Annotated in this window: 17 protein-coding genes; all 17 read left to right on the forward strand. The window is 35.0% G+C overall.

Annotated elements, in window-relative coordinates; translation table 11 throughout:
* Positions 1-204 precede the first annotated feature (204 nt).
* The 17 genes from prwr041_RS05220 to prwr041_RS05300 all read left to right on the forward strand — a co-directional run bounded on the left by prwr041_RS05220 (position 205) and on the right by prwr041_RS05300 (position 14,788).
* A complete protein-coding gene (locus prwr041_RS05220; protein ID WP_207155279.1) occupies positions 205-2,523 on the forward strand; it encodes a TonB-dependent receptor in 2,319 nt (772 codons plus the stop codon).
* Between the two features lie 307 nt (positions 2,524-2,830).
* Entirely contained in the window at positions 2,831-4,138 is a 1,308-nt protein-coding gene (locus prwr041_RS05225) for an inositol-3-phosphate synthase (RefSeq protein WP_207155280.1), read from the forward strand.
* 204 nt (positions 4,139-4,342) lie between these two features.
* Positions 4,343-4,732: a VOC family protein gene (locus prwr041_RS05230; protein WP_207155281.1), complete on the forward strand. Its 390-nt coding sequence runs from the start codon at positions 4,343-4,345 to the stop codon at positions 4,730-4,732.
* A gap of 129 nt (positions 4,733-4,861) precedes the next feature.
* Positions 4,862-5,785, forward strand: coding sequence for an AraC family transcriptional regulator (locus prwr041_RS05235; protein WP_207155282.1), 924 nt, complete (start codon positions 4,862-4,864; stop codon positions 5,783-5,785).
* A gap of 64 nt (positions 5,786-5,849) precedes the next feature.
* Positions 5,850-6,209 (forward strand): DUF3795 domain-containing protein, encoded by a 360-nt coding sequence (locus prwr041_RS05240; protein ID WP_207155283.1) that lies wholly within the window; start codon positions 5,850-5,852, stop codon positions 6,207-6,209.
* Positions 6,210-6,258: 49 nt separating this feature from the next.
* Positions 6,259-6,759 carry an HXXEE domain-containing protein gene (locus tag prwr041_RS05245; protein WP_207155284.1) on the forward strand — a complete coding sequence of 167 codons (501 nt, stop codon included), beginning with the start codon at positions 6,259-6,261 and terminating at the stop codon, positions 6,757-6,759.
* A 20-nt stretch (positions 6,760-6,779) separates the two neighbouring features.
* Positions 6,780-7,232: a hypothetical protein gene (locus tag prwr041_RS05250; RefSeq protein WP_237072310.1), complete on the forward strand. Its 453-nt coding sequence runs from the start codon at positions 6,780-6,782 to the stop codon at positions 7,230-7,232.
* Between the two features lie 144 nt (positions 7,233-7,376).
* Positions 7,377-8,960: an acetylxylan esterase gene (locus prwr041_RS05255; RefSeq protein ID WP_207155285.1), complete on the forward strand. Its 1,584-nt coding sequence runs from the start codon at positions 7,377-7,379 to the stop codon at positions 8,958-8,960.
* 276 nt (positions 8,961-9,236) lie between these two features.
* Entirely contained in the window at positions 9,237-10,013 is a 777-nt protein-coding gene (locus prwr041_RS05260; RefSeq protein ID WP_207155286.1) for a class I SAM-dependent methyltransferase, read from the forward strand.
* A gap of 146 nt (positions 10,014-10,159) precedes the next feature.
* Positions 10,160-10,594, forward strand: coding sequence for a hypothetical protein (locus prwr041_RS05265; RefSeq protein ID WP_207155287.1), 435 nt, complete (start codon positions 10,160-10,162; stop codon positions 10,592-10,594).
* Between the two features lie 12 nt (positions 10,595-10,606).
* Positions 10,607-10,804: a hypothetical protein gene (locus prwr041_RS05270; RefSeq protein ID WP_207155288.1), complete on the forward strand. Its 198-nt coding sequence runs from the start codon at positions 10,607-10,609 to the stop codon at positions 10,802-10,804.
* Positions 10,805-10,811: 7 nt separating this feature from the next.
* Complete coding sequence (locus prwr041_RS05275) at positions 10,812-11,447, forward strand: CatB-related O-acetyltransferase (RefSeq protein ID WP_207155289.1); 636 nt, start codon at positions 10,812-10,814, stop codon at positions 11,445-11,447.
* Between the two features lie 7 nt (positions 11,448-11,454).
* Positions 11,455-12,081: a CatA-like O-acetyltransferase, family 2 gene (locus prwr041_RS05280; RefSeq protein WP_207155290.1), complete on the forward strand. Its 627-nt coding sequence runs from the start codon at positions 11,455-11,457 to the stop codon at positions 12,079-12,081.
* 11 nt (positions 12,082-12,092) lie between these two features.
* Positions 12,093-12,851, forward strand: a complete 759-nt coding sequence (locus tag prwr041_RS05285) for an N-acetyltransferase (RefSeq protein ID WP_207155291.1) — start codon at positions 12,093-12,095, stop codon at positions 12,849-12,851.
* A gap of 180 nt (positions 12,852-13,031) precedes the next feature.
* On the forward strand, positions 13,032-13,748 hold the full coding sequence (locus tag prwr041_RS05290; RefSeq protein ID WP_207155292.1) for a LiaF transmembrane domain-containing protein: 717 nt from the start codon (positions 13,032-13,034) through the stop codon (positions 13,746-13,748).
* Positions 13,748-14,554 carry a LytR/AlgR family response regulator transcription factor gene (locus prwr041_RS05295; RefSeq protein WP_207155293.1) on the forward strand — a complete coding sequence of 269 codons (807 nt, stop codon included), beginning with the start codon at positions 13,748-13,750 and terminating at the stop codon, positions 14,552-14,554. The genes prwr041_RS05290 and prwr041_RS05295 overlap by 1 nt, the downstream gene beginning before the upstream one ends.
* Before the next feature lie 12 nt (positions 14,555-14,566).
* Positions 14,567-14,788, forward strand: coding sequence for a hypothetical protein (locus prwr041_RS05300; RefSeq protein ID WP_207155294.1), 222 nt, complete (start codon positions 14,567-14,569; stop codon positions 14,786-14,788).
* Positions 14,789-15,082: the final 294 nt, after the last annotated feature.

Consider the following 15,082-nt stretch of genomic DNA (forward strand, 5'->3'; position numbering starts at 1 on the left):
CACTGTTTTTCTGCATTATGCCAAGATTTGAATATAATTAACTAAACTTTTTACCATGAAATAGCGAACTATATACTTATGTTGTTTCAATATATTATTAATACACATTATATTAATCAAAATTAATAATCTCGCAACATATTTAGCAATGAATGCAACATTTTTTCGTTAAACAACGTCTAAACATATAAAATTGATTAACATATGGACAAAAGAATTACAATCGCATTATTATTATTTCTTTCAGTATGCTGCGCAAAAGCGAATACATACTCGATTAAAGGTAAATTAATATCAAACAAGGATATTGTTGATTATGCATCTGTCATTTTGCAGAAACAAGACTCGTCATTTGTTTCAGGTGTCACATCTGATAAAAATGGGCAATTCATTTTTGAGAATATCAACAATGGAGATTACAAAATAGTAATAACCAGTCTAGGATTTGATGACAAAAGTATAAACATCAAACTCCTGAATAATAATATTGAACTTGGTAATATATCTATGGAGTCTGCGACACATCAACTTAACGAAGTCGTTGTGAGTGCAGCAAAAGTCATCAGAACTTCTGACAAACAAGTGGCATTACCAACAAAATTTCAGATTAAGGCTTCTACCAACGGCATAGATTTGTTAAGAGCGATGCAATTGAGTCGCTTACATATCAATCCAATTGATAACACTATATCATCTTCTGCGCAAGGAGAAGTACAAACTCGAATTAATGGAGCAAAAGTTGATATGCAGCAGATAAAAGCACTCAGACCAGAAGAGATCCAAAGAATTGAGTATCATGACAATCCTGGCATGAAATACGGACAGAATGTTGCTTGTGTTATCGACTACATAACAAAGCGACCAGTATCTGGAGGAACATTATCTCTTGAAAGTCGTCATTCTCCTTTTGATGGATGGGGAGAAGATCAATTATCAGGATCGTATAATAAAGGAAAATCACAAATCGGAGTCTCTGTATGGCAGAGCTATCGCAATCTTCACCAATGGCGCGACAATACCGAAACTTTCAATTATCAAGACGGAAGTTCATTTACACGTATGGAAAACGGACAACCCGACGCTTTTAAGATGAACTATGTGTATGGGAATATATACTATAATTATAAAAACGGAGACAAATGGTATATAAACACCACTTTGAATCTTGATTATTCGAAGTTTAAAACAAATACAAGTAGCACATTATTCCCAATTAATGACAGAAATAATTTCGTGAACATGCTTGATATCAATAGCAACAACACCACACGTCCTTGGCTAGACATCTACTTTCAACGAAACTTTAACAAGAACAGTACACTTATTTTTGATGTTGTTGGGACATATATTCAGAATGACATACAGAGAAACTACACCGAAAGTAAAAACACTGATATACAAACAGATATAAATTCCACAACTAAAGGTAATAAGCATTCTATTATTGCAGAAGCGATATATTCTATTGGGCTAATTAAAACCGGCAGTTTGAGTTTTGGATTAAACGGAAGTCAGGCTTATACTAGTAATGACTATACAGGAACCGTTAATCAAACAACAAATATGCACGATGGATATGCACGTAGCTTTGCTGAATGGAAACATAATATAGGTAAATTCAACTATTCTTTTGGCGCATATTTTTCTTATATATGGATGCTACAAGGCTCTAACAGACTATATCAGACAGAATGGTATCCCAAAGCAAGCATGAGCTACACGATTAATGATAAGTCATATATAAAAGTAAGTGGAGAGCGTTCATATAAAACTCCAAGTCTTGGAGATATCAGTAATGTTGAGCAGGTAATAGATTCTTTACAGATACGAAGAGGTAATCCTAATTTAAGTGTCAGCCACACATGGATGACAAATTTATATTATGAATGGCGAAATGACATTTTCAACGTAAATTTTAATATGAATTATCAATACCAGCAAAATCCTGTAATGGAAGAAACATTAAGAGAAGGAAGCAAATTCATACGTACACAGCAAAATCAGAAAAGTTGGCAGAGCCTAAATCCAGAACTAGGGATTGAGGTTGGTCCACTATTTAAACTGTTTACATTTAATGTCACTACCGGTATAAACTATTTTGATAGTTATGGGGTTACTTATCATCATTATTACACAAACTGGTATTATGATGTAGAAGCTATGATGCAATACAAGAATCTGACCTTACTCTTAAAAGGCAAAAACCATTGCAACTCATTTTATGGTGAAACCATGACATCTAGCGAGAGTCTGATGCTGGCTATGGCAAGATATAAAATTAAGAAGGTGTCATTGGGATTAATGATTGTCAATCCATTTTCAAGCAGACAAAGTTATAACCTACCTACAATAAACTATAATAGCTTTGCGCCAAGTCATCAAACAATGCATATACGTGAAAGTGCGCGCCTTATAGCATTAACACTTAACTGGGATATCAGCTTCGGACGAAAATATGATGGTGGACACAAACTACGCAACAACGAGGATAAAGACAGTGGAGCTGTAAAAAGTGGCAAATAACAAAACACTTCATAGATAGCTTAATTGACTATGTTTTTAAACATGTTAGTTTTCCAATTTGATGAAAATAAGCGCAAAATCAGCCTATTTTAAATAATATTCAACAAATAATTATCATTTTATTAAATTTTATTGCTATTTTTGCGCACATGTCGATATTCTTTAATTTAGGGATTCCGCAGCACTAAGATAAATGAATTTTCGACATGTACATACTCCGACACACTTTTTGGTAGATCAGAGTGTAGATTGAATTAATTATTTCGCTGCGGAATGATGTTCTTAATTATAATAAGCTAAATATCAAATGAAATTAACTAACGTAAAGCCGGCAGATGGCAAACTAGGCATCATGGTAGTAGGATGTGGCGCCGTAGCTACTACATTTATGACAGGTGTATTAATGGCACGCAAAGGTCTTGCAAAACCAGTAGGTTCAATGACACAGTATGATAAAATTCGCGTAGGAAAAGGCAACGACAAAAAGTATCTTCACTATTCAGATATTGTACCACTAGCCAAACTTAATGACATCGTCTTCGGAACATGGGACATTTATCCACAAAATGCTTATCAAAGCGCGATCTACGCTGAAGTCCTCAAAGAAAAAGACATCAACCCGGTTCGTGAAGAACTTGAAAAAATAGTTCCAATGAAAGCAGCCTTTGACCACAACTATGCAAAACGCCTAGACGGTGATAATGTAAAAGACTGCAAAAATCGTTGGGAAATGATGGAGGGCATACGTAAAGACATACGAGATTTCAAAGCAAAAAACAATTGTTCACGCATTGTTGTTATCTGGGCTGCATCAACAGAAATATACGTTCCTGAGTATGAACCTATACACGGGACGTTGGCTTCTCTTGAGAAAGCAATGAAAGATGATGACCGCGAGCATATAGCTCCTTCTATGTGCTATGCTTATGCTGCACTTTCTGAGGAAGCTCCTTTTATTATGGGTGCTCCTAACACTACTGTCGACATTCCGGCAATGTGGGAATTGGCAGAAAAGACCAAGATGCCTATTGCAGGTAAAGACTTCAAGACAGGTCAAACTCTTGTAAAGAGTGGTTTCGCTCCTATTATAGGAACACGTTGTCTTGGACTCAATGGTTGGTTCTCGACTAACATTCTCGGCAATCGTGACGGTCTAGTCCTTGATGAGCCAGCAAATTTTCGCACAAAGGAAGTCAGCAAGCTGTCCACATTGGAGACCATTCTCAAGTCAGACGACCAACCAGACCTATATGGCAACGTTTATCATAAGGTTCGTATAAATTATTATCCTCCTCGCAATGATAATAAAGAAGGTTGGGACAATATTGACATCTTCGGATGGATGGGATATCCGATGCAGATTAAGATTAATTTCTTATGTCGCGATTCTATCCTTGCAGCGCCATTACTCCTTGACCTAACTTTGCTCAGCGACCTTGCAGCACGTGCTGGTAAGTTCGGAATACAACGTTTCTTAAGTTTCTTCCTAAAGAGTCCTATGCACGACTATACAAAGGGCGAAGAAGCTGTAAACAATTTATTCGAACAATATACCATACTCAAAAATGCTATCCGCGAAATGGGTGGCTACGAAGCTGACCAGGAAGTAGATTAATTATTATTTGCTTTATCATAATAAAAGGCTTGGAAATATCTTCAAGCCTTTTATCATTTAGACACATAAATAGTGTGTATATTGATTTCTTATATACCTTTGTTAAGTTATATATAGCATTAGTATATGAAATCTGATATGAATCCTTGGAAATAAAGGTTTTTATTTCCTATCTTTGCAGTAGCAATTTAAAACAACAGTTATATGAAATTAGACGGATTTGGAATTTTTGTAAAAGACATGCCGACGATGGTCAGGTTCTACCGCGATGTGTTGGGATTTGAAATCAAAGAAGAAGAAAACACGACCAACGTCTATCTAGTAAAAGATGGAACTCTCTTCCTTTTGTATCGCAGAACAGATTTTGAGCAGATGACGGAAAGTAAGTTCAATTACGCACATGGCACTAATGGCCATTACGAAATAGCTTTGAGTGTGGATAACTATGATGCTGTTGACAAAGCATACAACGACGCCATCAGCAAAGGTGCTACTTCTGTCATGAAACCAAATACCGAACCATGGGGACAACGTACATGTTACATATCCGACCCAGAAGGGAATCTTATTGAGATTGGGTCTTTCATAAAATAATATTAACTATAAAACATTGCTTAAAAAGAAAGCATTCAAAAATTTCAAGTCACATTAAGTTAGCAAGATTGGAAAAGCATTCTGACATAATCGCACTTACCTTTGCATCTGTGATATAGAAATAGAATTATGCAACAGAAAACATCAACAAGAGAGGACTATTCGAAAAGAATCAATATCATTATCGAATACATTAACAATCATTTGACAGATGATATTGACTTAGAGACACTAGCAAGTATCGCTAACTTTTCGCCATATCATTTCCATCGCATCTTCAAAGCTTTTCTTGGAGAACCGGTCGGTGCATTCATCACAAGAATGAGAGTCGAGACTGCAGCCCGGCTACTTCGTTACAGTGATATGCCCGTTCAGGAAATAGCTTACAAAGTGGGATATGATGTACCTTCTTCTCTTTCGAAAGTATTCAAGCAATTCTATGAAATCACACCAATAGAGTATAAAAACTATAAAAAGTACACGATTATGAAACCATTGAAGATTAGTCCCGATTTGGAACTAAAAGAAAGAGTAGTTAATTTGGAACCGATGCAAGCAATTTATATTTGTCTTTTCGGTGATTACAAAGGTAATGATTACTGTTTGGCATGGCAGAAACTATGGCAATACATCCGCACATCAGGAAAATTCTCAGAAGAGATGAAAAAGGCGTATGGAACAGTACCAAAATCAGATATCATAAAGCAAATGCTGAATGAATGCAAAATTGCTCATGTCGGAATATACCACAATGATCCCAAATTAACAGAAGCGAACAAACAGCAGAGTGATGTCTGTCTCACATTGCCATTCAAGATGGAACCACAAGGAGAAATAGGTGCGAAAGAAATTGCTGGCGGCAAATATGCAGCATTCCTTTATCAAGGAACATATGAAAGACTTGGAGAGGTGTATGATACTATCTTCGGAAAATACATTCCAGATGGAGGATATCAATTAGATGAAAGACCTGTATTTGAAATGTACCTAAATGATCCAGAATGCACAAAGCCTGATGAACTGCAAACTGAGATTTATGTACCAATAGTATAACTCAATGTAGGTTGCAGACATTGTGCTGCAACCTATTTCAAAAACAATATTAATATACAAAGAAATGAATAAGGACGTAAAAACAGACAAGGAGTTGATAGCCTATTGCGGCTTATATTGTGGAGCATGCGGTAAGTTTATCAAAGGTAACTGTCCTGGGTGTCGTAAAAACGATAAAGCAAAGTGGTGTAAAATCCGAACTTGCTGTATTAACAACAATTACCACACATGCGCAGAATGCCAGATGAACACCCATGATTGCAAGAAGTTTAATAACTTTTTCAGCAAACTATTTGCGTTGATTTTCAAATCAGACCGTGATGCATGCATAAGAAGAATTAATGATATCGGTGAACTAAATTATGCAAAAGAGATGTCAGACAAGGGAAAGATGACAATCAAAAAAGGATGTTCCAAATGCTAGACATGAAGTGTTATTAACCAAAAAGAATAACTTGAATTTTAAATAAGATATGAATACAATTTTAGTATCATCATTGCCAATTATATTTATGCTTCATGATTTTGAAGAAATCATCATGATGAAGCCATGGATGAAAAAGAATGAAGAATACATTTGTTGGCGTTTTCCCAAATTAGGTCCAAGATTAGTTTCACATTTAAAGAATACTTCAACAGAAGGTTTTGCGCTTTGTGTAGCCATGTTATTCTTTATGTTAGGAGCAGTAACACTTACCTCTTTATGGCAAGCTAGTTATATGCTATGGATGGGTATTTTTATGGTATTTTCTATCCATATAGTAGTACATATTATCCAGTGGATTGCATTCCGCCGATACATTCCAGCCATTATCAGTTCGCTACTATGCATACCCTATTGTATATATGGTATAAAACAAATCGTAAATATGTTCACACTTTCTAACATTCTGATTTATTCATTGATTACATCAGTTATAGTCTTTGCATTTTTATTTATTGAACATCGGTATGTTGCAAGATGGATTAAATGATACTATTAAAATAATATATAATGATAAAAGAAGAAAATTTAAATATTGCAAGAGGCTACTTCAATAATATTGAAGATCAGATTGCTTTACTTCCAGAAGAACAGCAGGCTCTTGTATTTAAAAGATGCGCCATCAATTGCGTATCTAATGGAGTTTTGCCATTTCTTAAGACTAGGTACGATAAATGTGGAGGAAATTTGGATTTATTCTTTTCGGAACAACACAACTCAGAATACTCATTCCAGCGAGTAATAGAAAATGGGCACATATACGAAATGGGATATCCAAGATGCCTCTGTTTTATGCATGATATGGGGTTTGCAAAATCTAAGATTCATTGCGAATGTTCAAGACAGAGTATTTTATACGTCATGCACGAACTATTTCCTGAAATAGTCTTTAAAGTTGAAATGATCGAAACCGTCTTAGGGGGATCTGACAAATGCACATTTAAAATAATCGTTGATAAATAATTAAATACATATATGAAGACAACCATAAAAACACTTATTTTTTCCTTTTTGTTAGCAATAATATCTTTTGATTGTAATGCTGAGAATATACTACCGTTAACATGGAATATTTCTTTTAAAAACAACTCTTGTTTTACCACACGCATGGCAAAACAACATTCATCTATAAACACATTGCTTTCTTGGGAACGACAAGGATACTTTGCTGGTGATGGAGACTGCAAACTGTCCAACATTTTTAATGTATCAAACTTAAAATCACAATATGTGTTGCATGTAAGGATGGCATGTGTTGTCAATAGTATCGTAATAAATGGAGATACCATCGCTAAAGATATTAGGAATAGGTTTGGGGAGAATAAAGATACTATTGAATCATTTATAATTGCAAGGAATGTTCTGCACAAGGGTAGTAATAAGATTTCTATAAATTGTTCATCGCTTGGATATACAGGTGGAGTTAGCAACACCCTTATTGCTTTACGTCCTGTTAATGGTGATAATATTGAAAGCATCAAAATTTCAATGCCGATAAAAAACCATGTATTTATTGATGAGAACAAAAATATAATCATTCATTACCGTACAAATCAGAAAGCATTTGTAAGACTTAATATTGAAAACGATTTTCATAAATCTATTATAGACAGTTTGATAGTTTTGAACCGTAGAGATTCCGTAAAGATTATCCATCTTAATCGACTATGTGCATCACCTGGCTTCTATCAGATAACAGCATTATTGCATGGAAAAGGTTATTGCGGAGATGCTCAATGGATGGCTGTAAAACCAGAACAGATAAATTGCAGCAATACTGTTAAAAACGATTTCGACGATTATTGGACTATGGCTAAGTCGGAACTAGCTTCGATATCACCACAATATAGAATCCATAAGGTAGACTCTCTTTGCATGAAAAGCAAGAGAGATGTATACATCGTTGAAATGCAGTCTTTAGGAAACATAACCATTCGTGGATATTATTTCGTACCACGTACATCAGGAAAGCACCCTGCTGTTTTGCAAGTGCCTGGTTATGGATGGGGATTTGAAAATATAGACGGTATGCTAAGCGACAATACAGACAGAATAGAATTGGCGCTTTGTGTAAGAGGTCATGGCATCAGCGCAGATGTTTTTAATCCTGGTTTTGGATTGCCTGGGATATGGGGATACAAATTATATGATAAGGACAGCGTCTCTTATCGCGGCATATACATGGACTGTGTACGTGCTGTCGATTTTCTATGCAGCAGAGAAGAAGTGGATCACAATAAAATTGCAGTAAAAGGTGGAAGCCAAGGTGGGGGACTTACTTTAGCAACTGCTGCTTTATGTTCCGATCGTATTGCTGCATGTGCATATTTCGATCCATTCCCATGTGATATGCGCCATCAGATAAAAATCCGCACCACATGCGAAACTGAACTAAAAAATGATTTGGCTTACTATGGTAATCCTTGTACATTTGATAATGTGATGAAGATTCAAGATTATATTGATACTCGCTCATTCGCTTCTAAAATCAAATGTCCAGTACTTTTTACCGTTGCATTATTTGATGACGACTGTCCTGCGCATGTAGGTTTCGCAGCATACAATCTCATTACATCCAAAAAACGATATGACGTATATCCTTACGATGGACATATACAGGGGTTTACGCACGATGAATACATCATGAAATGGTTAGACACCACATTAGGTAATTGTGCAACACATCTATAATCAATATTGAGAATATTAACTGCTGAGTTGCAGAGAATTGTTTATAAACGCATTATTGAATTATACTTGTAAGCGAAAAAAATCATCTTTCAATAGTCCTAATTTAAGAAAAAATTACTAACTTTGCCAACGGATGTTTAATACAAATTTGGATATTGTGAAGTAAATAACCTTATAACCTTTCGGTTATAGGTTATTATTCTGTTTTCTCGGGCATTATTCTATGTCTGGGATGTATTAGCTATATACATTTATAAACAATTAATTTTAAACATCATGAATGATAAAAATGAAAAATCAATCAATGAATTTGATTTTAATCTAATATGTAATTATTTCTCAAGCATAGACCGTCAAGGTCCAGGTAGTGAAGAAATGACAAAATTGGCAATCAGTTATATAAAAGGTCTTTCGCCAAACAGCAAAATAGCCGACTTAGGTTGTGGAACAGGAGGGCAGACAATTACTTTGGCGCAAAATACTCCTGCGCAGATTGTAGCTCTGGATTTGTTTCCCACATTTGTAGATAAACTTAAATCACGGCTTGAAACCCTGAACTTGTCTAACAGAGTAAATGCAATCATCGGTTCTATGGATGAGCTGCCTTTTACTAATGACGAGTTTGACATGATTTGGAGTGAAGGAGCTATATATAACATCGGTTTTCAACATGGTTTGGAATATTGGCATCGGTTTATTAAGACAGGCGGTTATGTTGCTGTGACAGAAGCATCATGGTTAACAGAAAACCGCCCATCTGAAATAGCTAATTTTTGGACAGATGCCTATCCAGAAATAGACACAATTTCCAATAAGGTAAAGCATCTACAAAGCGCAGGTTATATCCCAATAGCAACTTTTGTATTGCCCGAAGAATGTTGGACAGATTGCTACTATGTGCCACAAAAGAAAGCACAAGAAATATTTTTGAGAAATCATGCTGGTAATGCCACTGCTAAGGAGCTAGTAGATAACATGCGACATGAAGCAGACCTTTATTCAAAATACAAGCACTATTATGGCTATGTATTTTATATAGGCAAGAAAGTCTAAAAAGTATTACAGGTTGCTGCTGTTATGGCAGCGACCTACTTTACTTTCCATAAGTACATTATCATTTTATAAAGATAACACTATAATAATTACAAAAGCAGTTATATATTTAAATTGGTATTGTGAACAAGAAAAAACATTTAAAAATGAAAAAGAAAATTTTAACTAAGAATTCGGCTTTGCTCATAGGAGCATTTATTAATATAATTTTGTTTTTTGGACATTTAATGTGTCTTATTTCTCTTGAGACGATTTTTAAATTTTATGGTATAGCCGATTTAATGAACAGATTTGCAGAAACTTATGGTAATAGTTTCCCATATATTATCACAATAATTATTTCATTATGTTTCCTGGCTTGTGCTTTATACGCACTGTCGGCATGTGGCATCATCTTTAGGCTTCCACTTATCAGGGAAGTAATCTTTGTCATCGTAATAATATTTATCATGCGTGCTTTGTGGGGCATATCAATCATGGTAAACCATTTTACATACCTTGAATTATCATCCACATCAGCTTCCATGATTATTGGACTTTTATATCTATTTGGAGGGCTAAAGGCTTTGAAAAAAAATTAAAAATACTAGAATATGAAAAAGGAACAACAATGCGAGAACTGTTCAATGAGAGCAAAATATGATATTAACCCAAAATCGCTAACAGGCCGCTTTTGGCGTTGGCACATCAACTTTTGTCCTGGATGGAATCGCTACATAAAATCGATAGACGAAGATTCGCGCAAGTTGTTGTGTGAAAAATACAAATTGAAACAAAACAAATATTTGTGATCTTATTATGAATCCAAAACAAATATATCCACGCAAAGGAAATAACGGTACAGAGAGTGTTTATCTCAAATCCGTTGTAAAAGACCCGAACATCATCGTAGGTGACTTCACAATGTATAATGATTTTGTAAACGATCCACGTGATTTTGAGCACAACAATGTGCTCTATCATTATCCGTTATGCAACAAGGAAAAACTTGTGATTGGCAAATACTGCTCTATAGCATGTGGCGCCAAGTTTATGTTTACAGGAGGAAATCATTCTTTGAAGTCTCTTTCCACTTATCCATTCCCTGTTTTCCCTGAAGAATGGGGACTAGATGAATGGAAGGTAGCACGAGCATGGGATAACAATGGTGATATCATTATCGGTAATGATGTATGGATTGGCTATGAAGCCATCATCATGCAAGGTGTAACTATTGGCGACGGAGCTATCATTGGGACACGCGCTGTTGTAACAAAAGACGTTGCACCATATTCTATTGTTGGAGGAGTACCAGCAAAGGAAATCCGTAAACGGTTTAATGATGATACAATAAAGAAGTTGCAGGATGTGCAATGGTGGAACTGGTCTGATGAAAAAGTGAAAGACAATTTAGAAAATATTATAAACGGAAACATTAACAAACTTCAAAAATAAAGATTACATGAAGGAAATAGACCCACTACAAACTAAACGAGCTGGTGCTTTTGAATTATGGATGAAGGCCCCAATGCCGATGGTAACGATTTTCAAGACCTTAAACGTCAAGCGCCTTGTGAAATTAGCGCATAAGTCTGGTTATAAATTCAATATGCTTATGTGTTGGTGCATTGGGAAGGCAGCATCGGATATTGAAGAGTTCTATTTTTTACCAGTTAATAGGAAATTGATACAATTCGATAAGCTTGGAATAAATATCGTTATAAAGACCAAAGATGGCAAAATCAACACCTGTGACATTCCCTTCTCAGATGACATTGAGTTGTTTTGTAGTAATTATCTACGACTGACTAAACTAGTATACGAAACTGGCAATGCACATAATTTAGGTGATGATTACATGATAATAGGCACTTCTGCACTTGTCAAATATGATATAGACGGCATTGTAAATCTTTATTCGGGAATTTTCAACAATCCTTTTATGGCATGGGGAAAATATAAACGAAGATGGATGAAAACAACACTTTCAATATCTTTCCAGTTTCATCACACACAGATGGATGGTGAGCAATCATGCATATTTCTTGACAAGTTACAAAACATAATTAATAAATACAACATCTTATAATAAACAATGCTATGGACATAATCACAATTACAAAAGAAAATCTAAAGAATGAACATATATGCTGTGCCATCTCGAATAAAGAAGATATTCAAGTGGTATCCAAGAAATCATGGATAGCAGAAAGACTTGATGACGGTCTTGTTTTCAAGAAAGGAAATGTAAGAGGTAAATGTTTTATTGAATACATCCCTGCCGAGAAAGCATGGGGTCCTATTGAGGCTCCAGGATATATGTACATTGACTGTTTATGGGTGAGCGGACAGTTTAAGGGACAAGGCAACTCTAGTATGCTACTTGAAGAGTGCATACGTGACAGCAAAGAGAAGGGCATGAAAGGATTAGTTGTCTTATCATCAAAGAAGAAGATGCCATTTATCGCAGATCCAAAATACTTCCGCCACAAAGGATTTAAACTCGCAGATACTGCCGAGCCATATTTCGAACTGCTATATCTCCCATTCGATAATACTGCAGAGATTCCAAAATTCAAACCATCGGTTAAAAATACTGCAATTCAAGAACAGGGAATGGTATTGTACTATACAGCTCAATGCCCATTCACTGCGAAATATGCACCATTGATAGAAGTTGTAGCGAATGAAAATGACATTCCGTTCAAGTCTGTCAAAATTGAAACAACTGCAGAAGCTCAGAATGCACCATCACCATTTACAACTTACAGCCTCTTCTATAAAGGTAAATTTGTCACTCATGAAATATTGTCGGAAAACAAATTTCTTAAGATAGCAAAAGCTTTGAGCAGTGAATAATATCTGTAATTATGCCTGAGATTCACCGAACTTAATATTAAATTCACCGATCGTAATATATTAGTTCACCGATAAGGTATTGCAAAACAATCAATTAGTTTATATCTTTGCATCATCAAAATATGAAGCATAAAGAATGCTATTGAATATTTTTTGATAGAAACATAAAATATTAAAATTATGGAAAGAAGTAATTCTAAAAAATTTGTTTTGGGAACCGTTTTCATTGCTGTAGGTGTGATATACCTATTATCAAATTTGGGGCTATTTCCTGAGGCATGGAAAAATGTTATTGTCTCATGGCAGTCATTAATCTTATTATGGAGTGCTATCGCTATATATAAACATCATTATGTAAGCGGATTGATTCTAGCTATTATTGGAATTTGGTTTCTTATGCCAGAATTATCTCCCATTATGGGATTCAATTATTCTGAAGCAACACTGCATGCTACGTTCTGGCCAGTAATTATCATAGCAATAGGTTTATTAATTATATTTAATAGACACAATCATCATAGTTTTCATCATAACAGTTGTAGAATGAAAAGTAATATTGGTTCTAAAGACGGTAAGGTAGATTATAATCTTGTAATGAACGGTATTGATGAAATATTTTTAGAACCAGTATTCTACGGAGGTGAGATAAGTACGATTATGGGAGGTGCAAAACTAGACTTACGTCGAACAACACTCCCAGAAGGTGACACAACACTTAAAATTAGTTCTATTTGTGGTGGTGTAACACTATTATTGCCATTAGATTGGAATGTTAAGGTTAATAGCGATTCTATATTAGGTGGCTTCGGGGATCATAGACGCACTAACGGAGTAAACAGCGACCGACGCCTGATTATAGATGCCAGCTTCATATTAGGTGGAGGAAGTATAGAATAATGGAAAATCTGATACTACATAACTCATTAACGCGTCAGCATCACATATTTCTATCTGTGCTGCTAGGTGTTGCTTATGCATTGAGTTTTGGATTATCCTTTAGTCTCTCACCTATTGGTATTAGTGCTGATGCGATAATAAGCTCTTTACTGCTTTTTTGTGAAGCTGTGATTTTATGGAGCATATTTACATATAGCCGTATTGAAATTCTTGGTTTTTATCAGTCTGTGACAATACATATTGCTTATGCACTTTTGTCTGTCACAATAATGGTATTATTAGAATATCTAGTTATGACTGAATTTTCAAAAGAAAGTTTATCAATATATTTTCAATCATTGCCAGCAAGAGTTTTTTGCCTTATTGTCATTTATGCATCGTTCAGAAGATATTATATAAGTAATATGTCTGAGAATGATTTTGAGAATGATGAACATGCAGAGATAGAGAGCAAACTAGAAACAGTGGCACCAATTGATGTTATTGAACGTATAACTGTCAAGGTTGGAACAAAAATAAAGGTAATACCTGTAGATGAAGTTATATACTTTAAGGCTGAAGATGACTATGTTTCTGTAGTTACAGATCAAGGGCACTGGCTTAAAAGCGAAAGACTTAAAGATTATGAAGAATCCCTACCAAGTAATGAGTTTGCAAGAGTACACCGCTCATATATTGTCAACATCAGCAAAATATCAAAAATAGAAAGGTATGGTCAGAAACAGATGTTGTCTCTTAACAATGGCGAGCAGATAAGAATAAGTCTGACAGGATATAAGATTTTAAAAGAAAAGTTGAAATTATAAAATTATATCAATATGAAACATCAAATTTTAATATTCACAACTTCGGTTTCAAAGAAGAAGCAGATAAAACATATAAGGACATTGTTGAAAAATAGTTTCAAAATATTTAATATTAGCCTAGATTTTGAAGACTGGGAGAAAGTTCTAAAAGTAGAATGCTGTGACGTTTCTGAATTAGAGATAATATCGAAGCTACGTACTATAAATATTAATGCAGCTGTTCTCAATCATTGATTATTATAATCACCCTATAAATGGGCTTGGCTCTACCAGAAAAAGTTTTTTTAATGCCACTAATGTTACTTTGTCACAAACCCTTTGTTTATAGGGCTTCAGCCAGTGACATTAAGTGACATTATCGGGGTAAAAGTGACATTAAACAGTAAATTGCACCTATTTTTGGCGATTTTTTGCAAAATACGCAATACATATATAGACGTTTTTTCGTTTATGATGGTCTGTACTCGTCATCATGTGCTATACTTTGCAATATGTTTGGGGCTTATCACAGAGCCCAACTACAATAAT

Source organism: Prevotella herbatica (assembly GCF_017347605.1).
Taxonomy (GTDB): Bacteria; Bacteroidota; Bacteroidia; order Bacteroidales; family Bacteroidaceae; genus Prevotella; species Prevotella herbatica.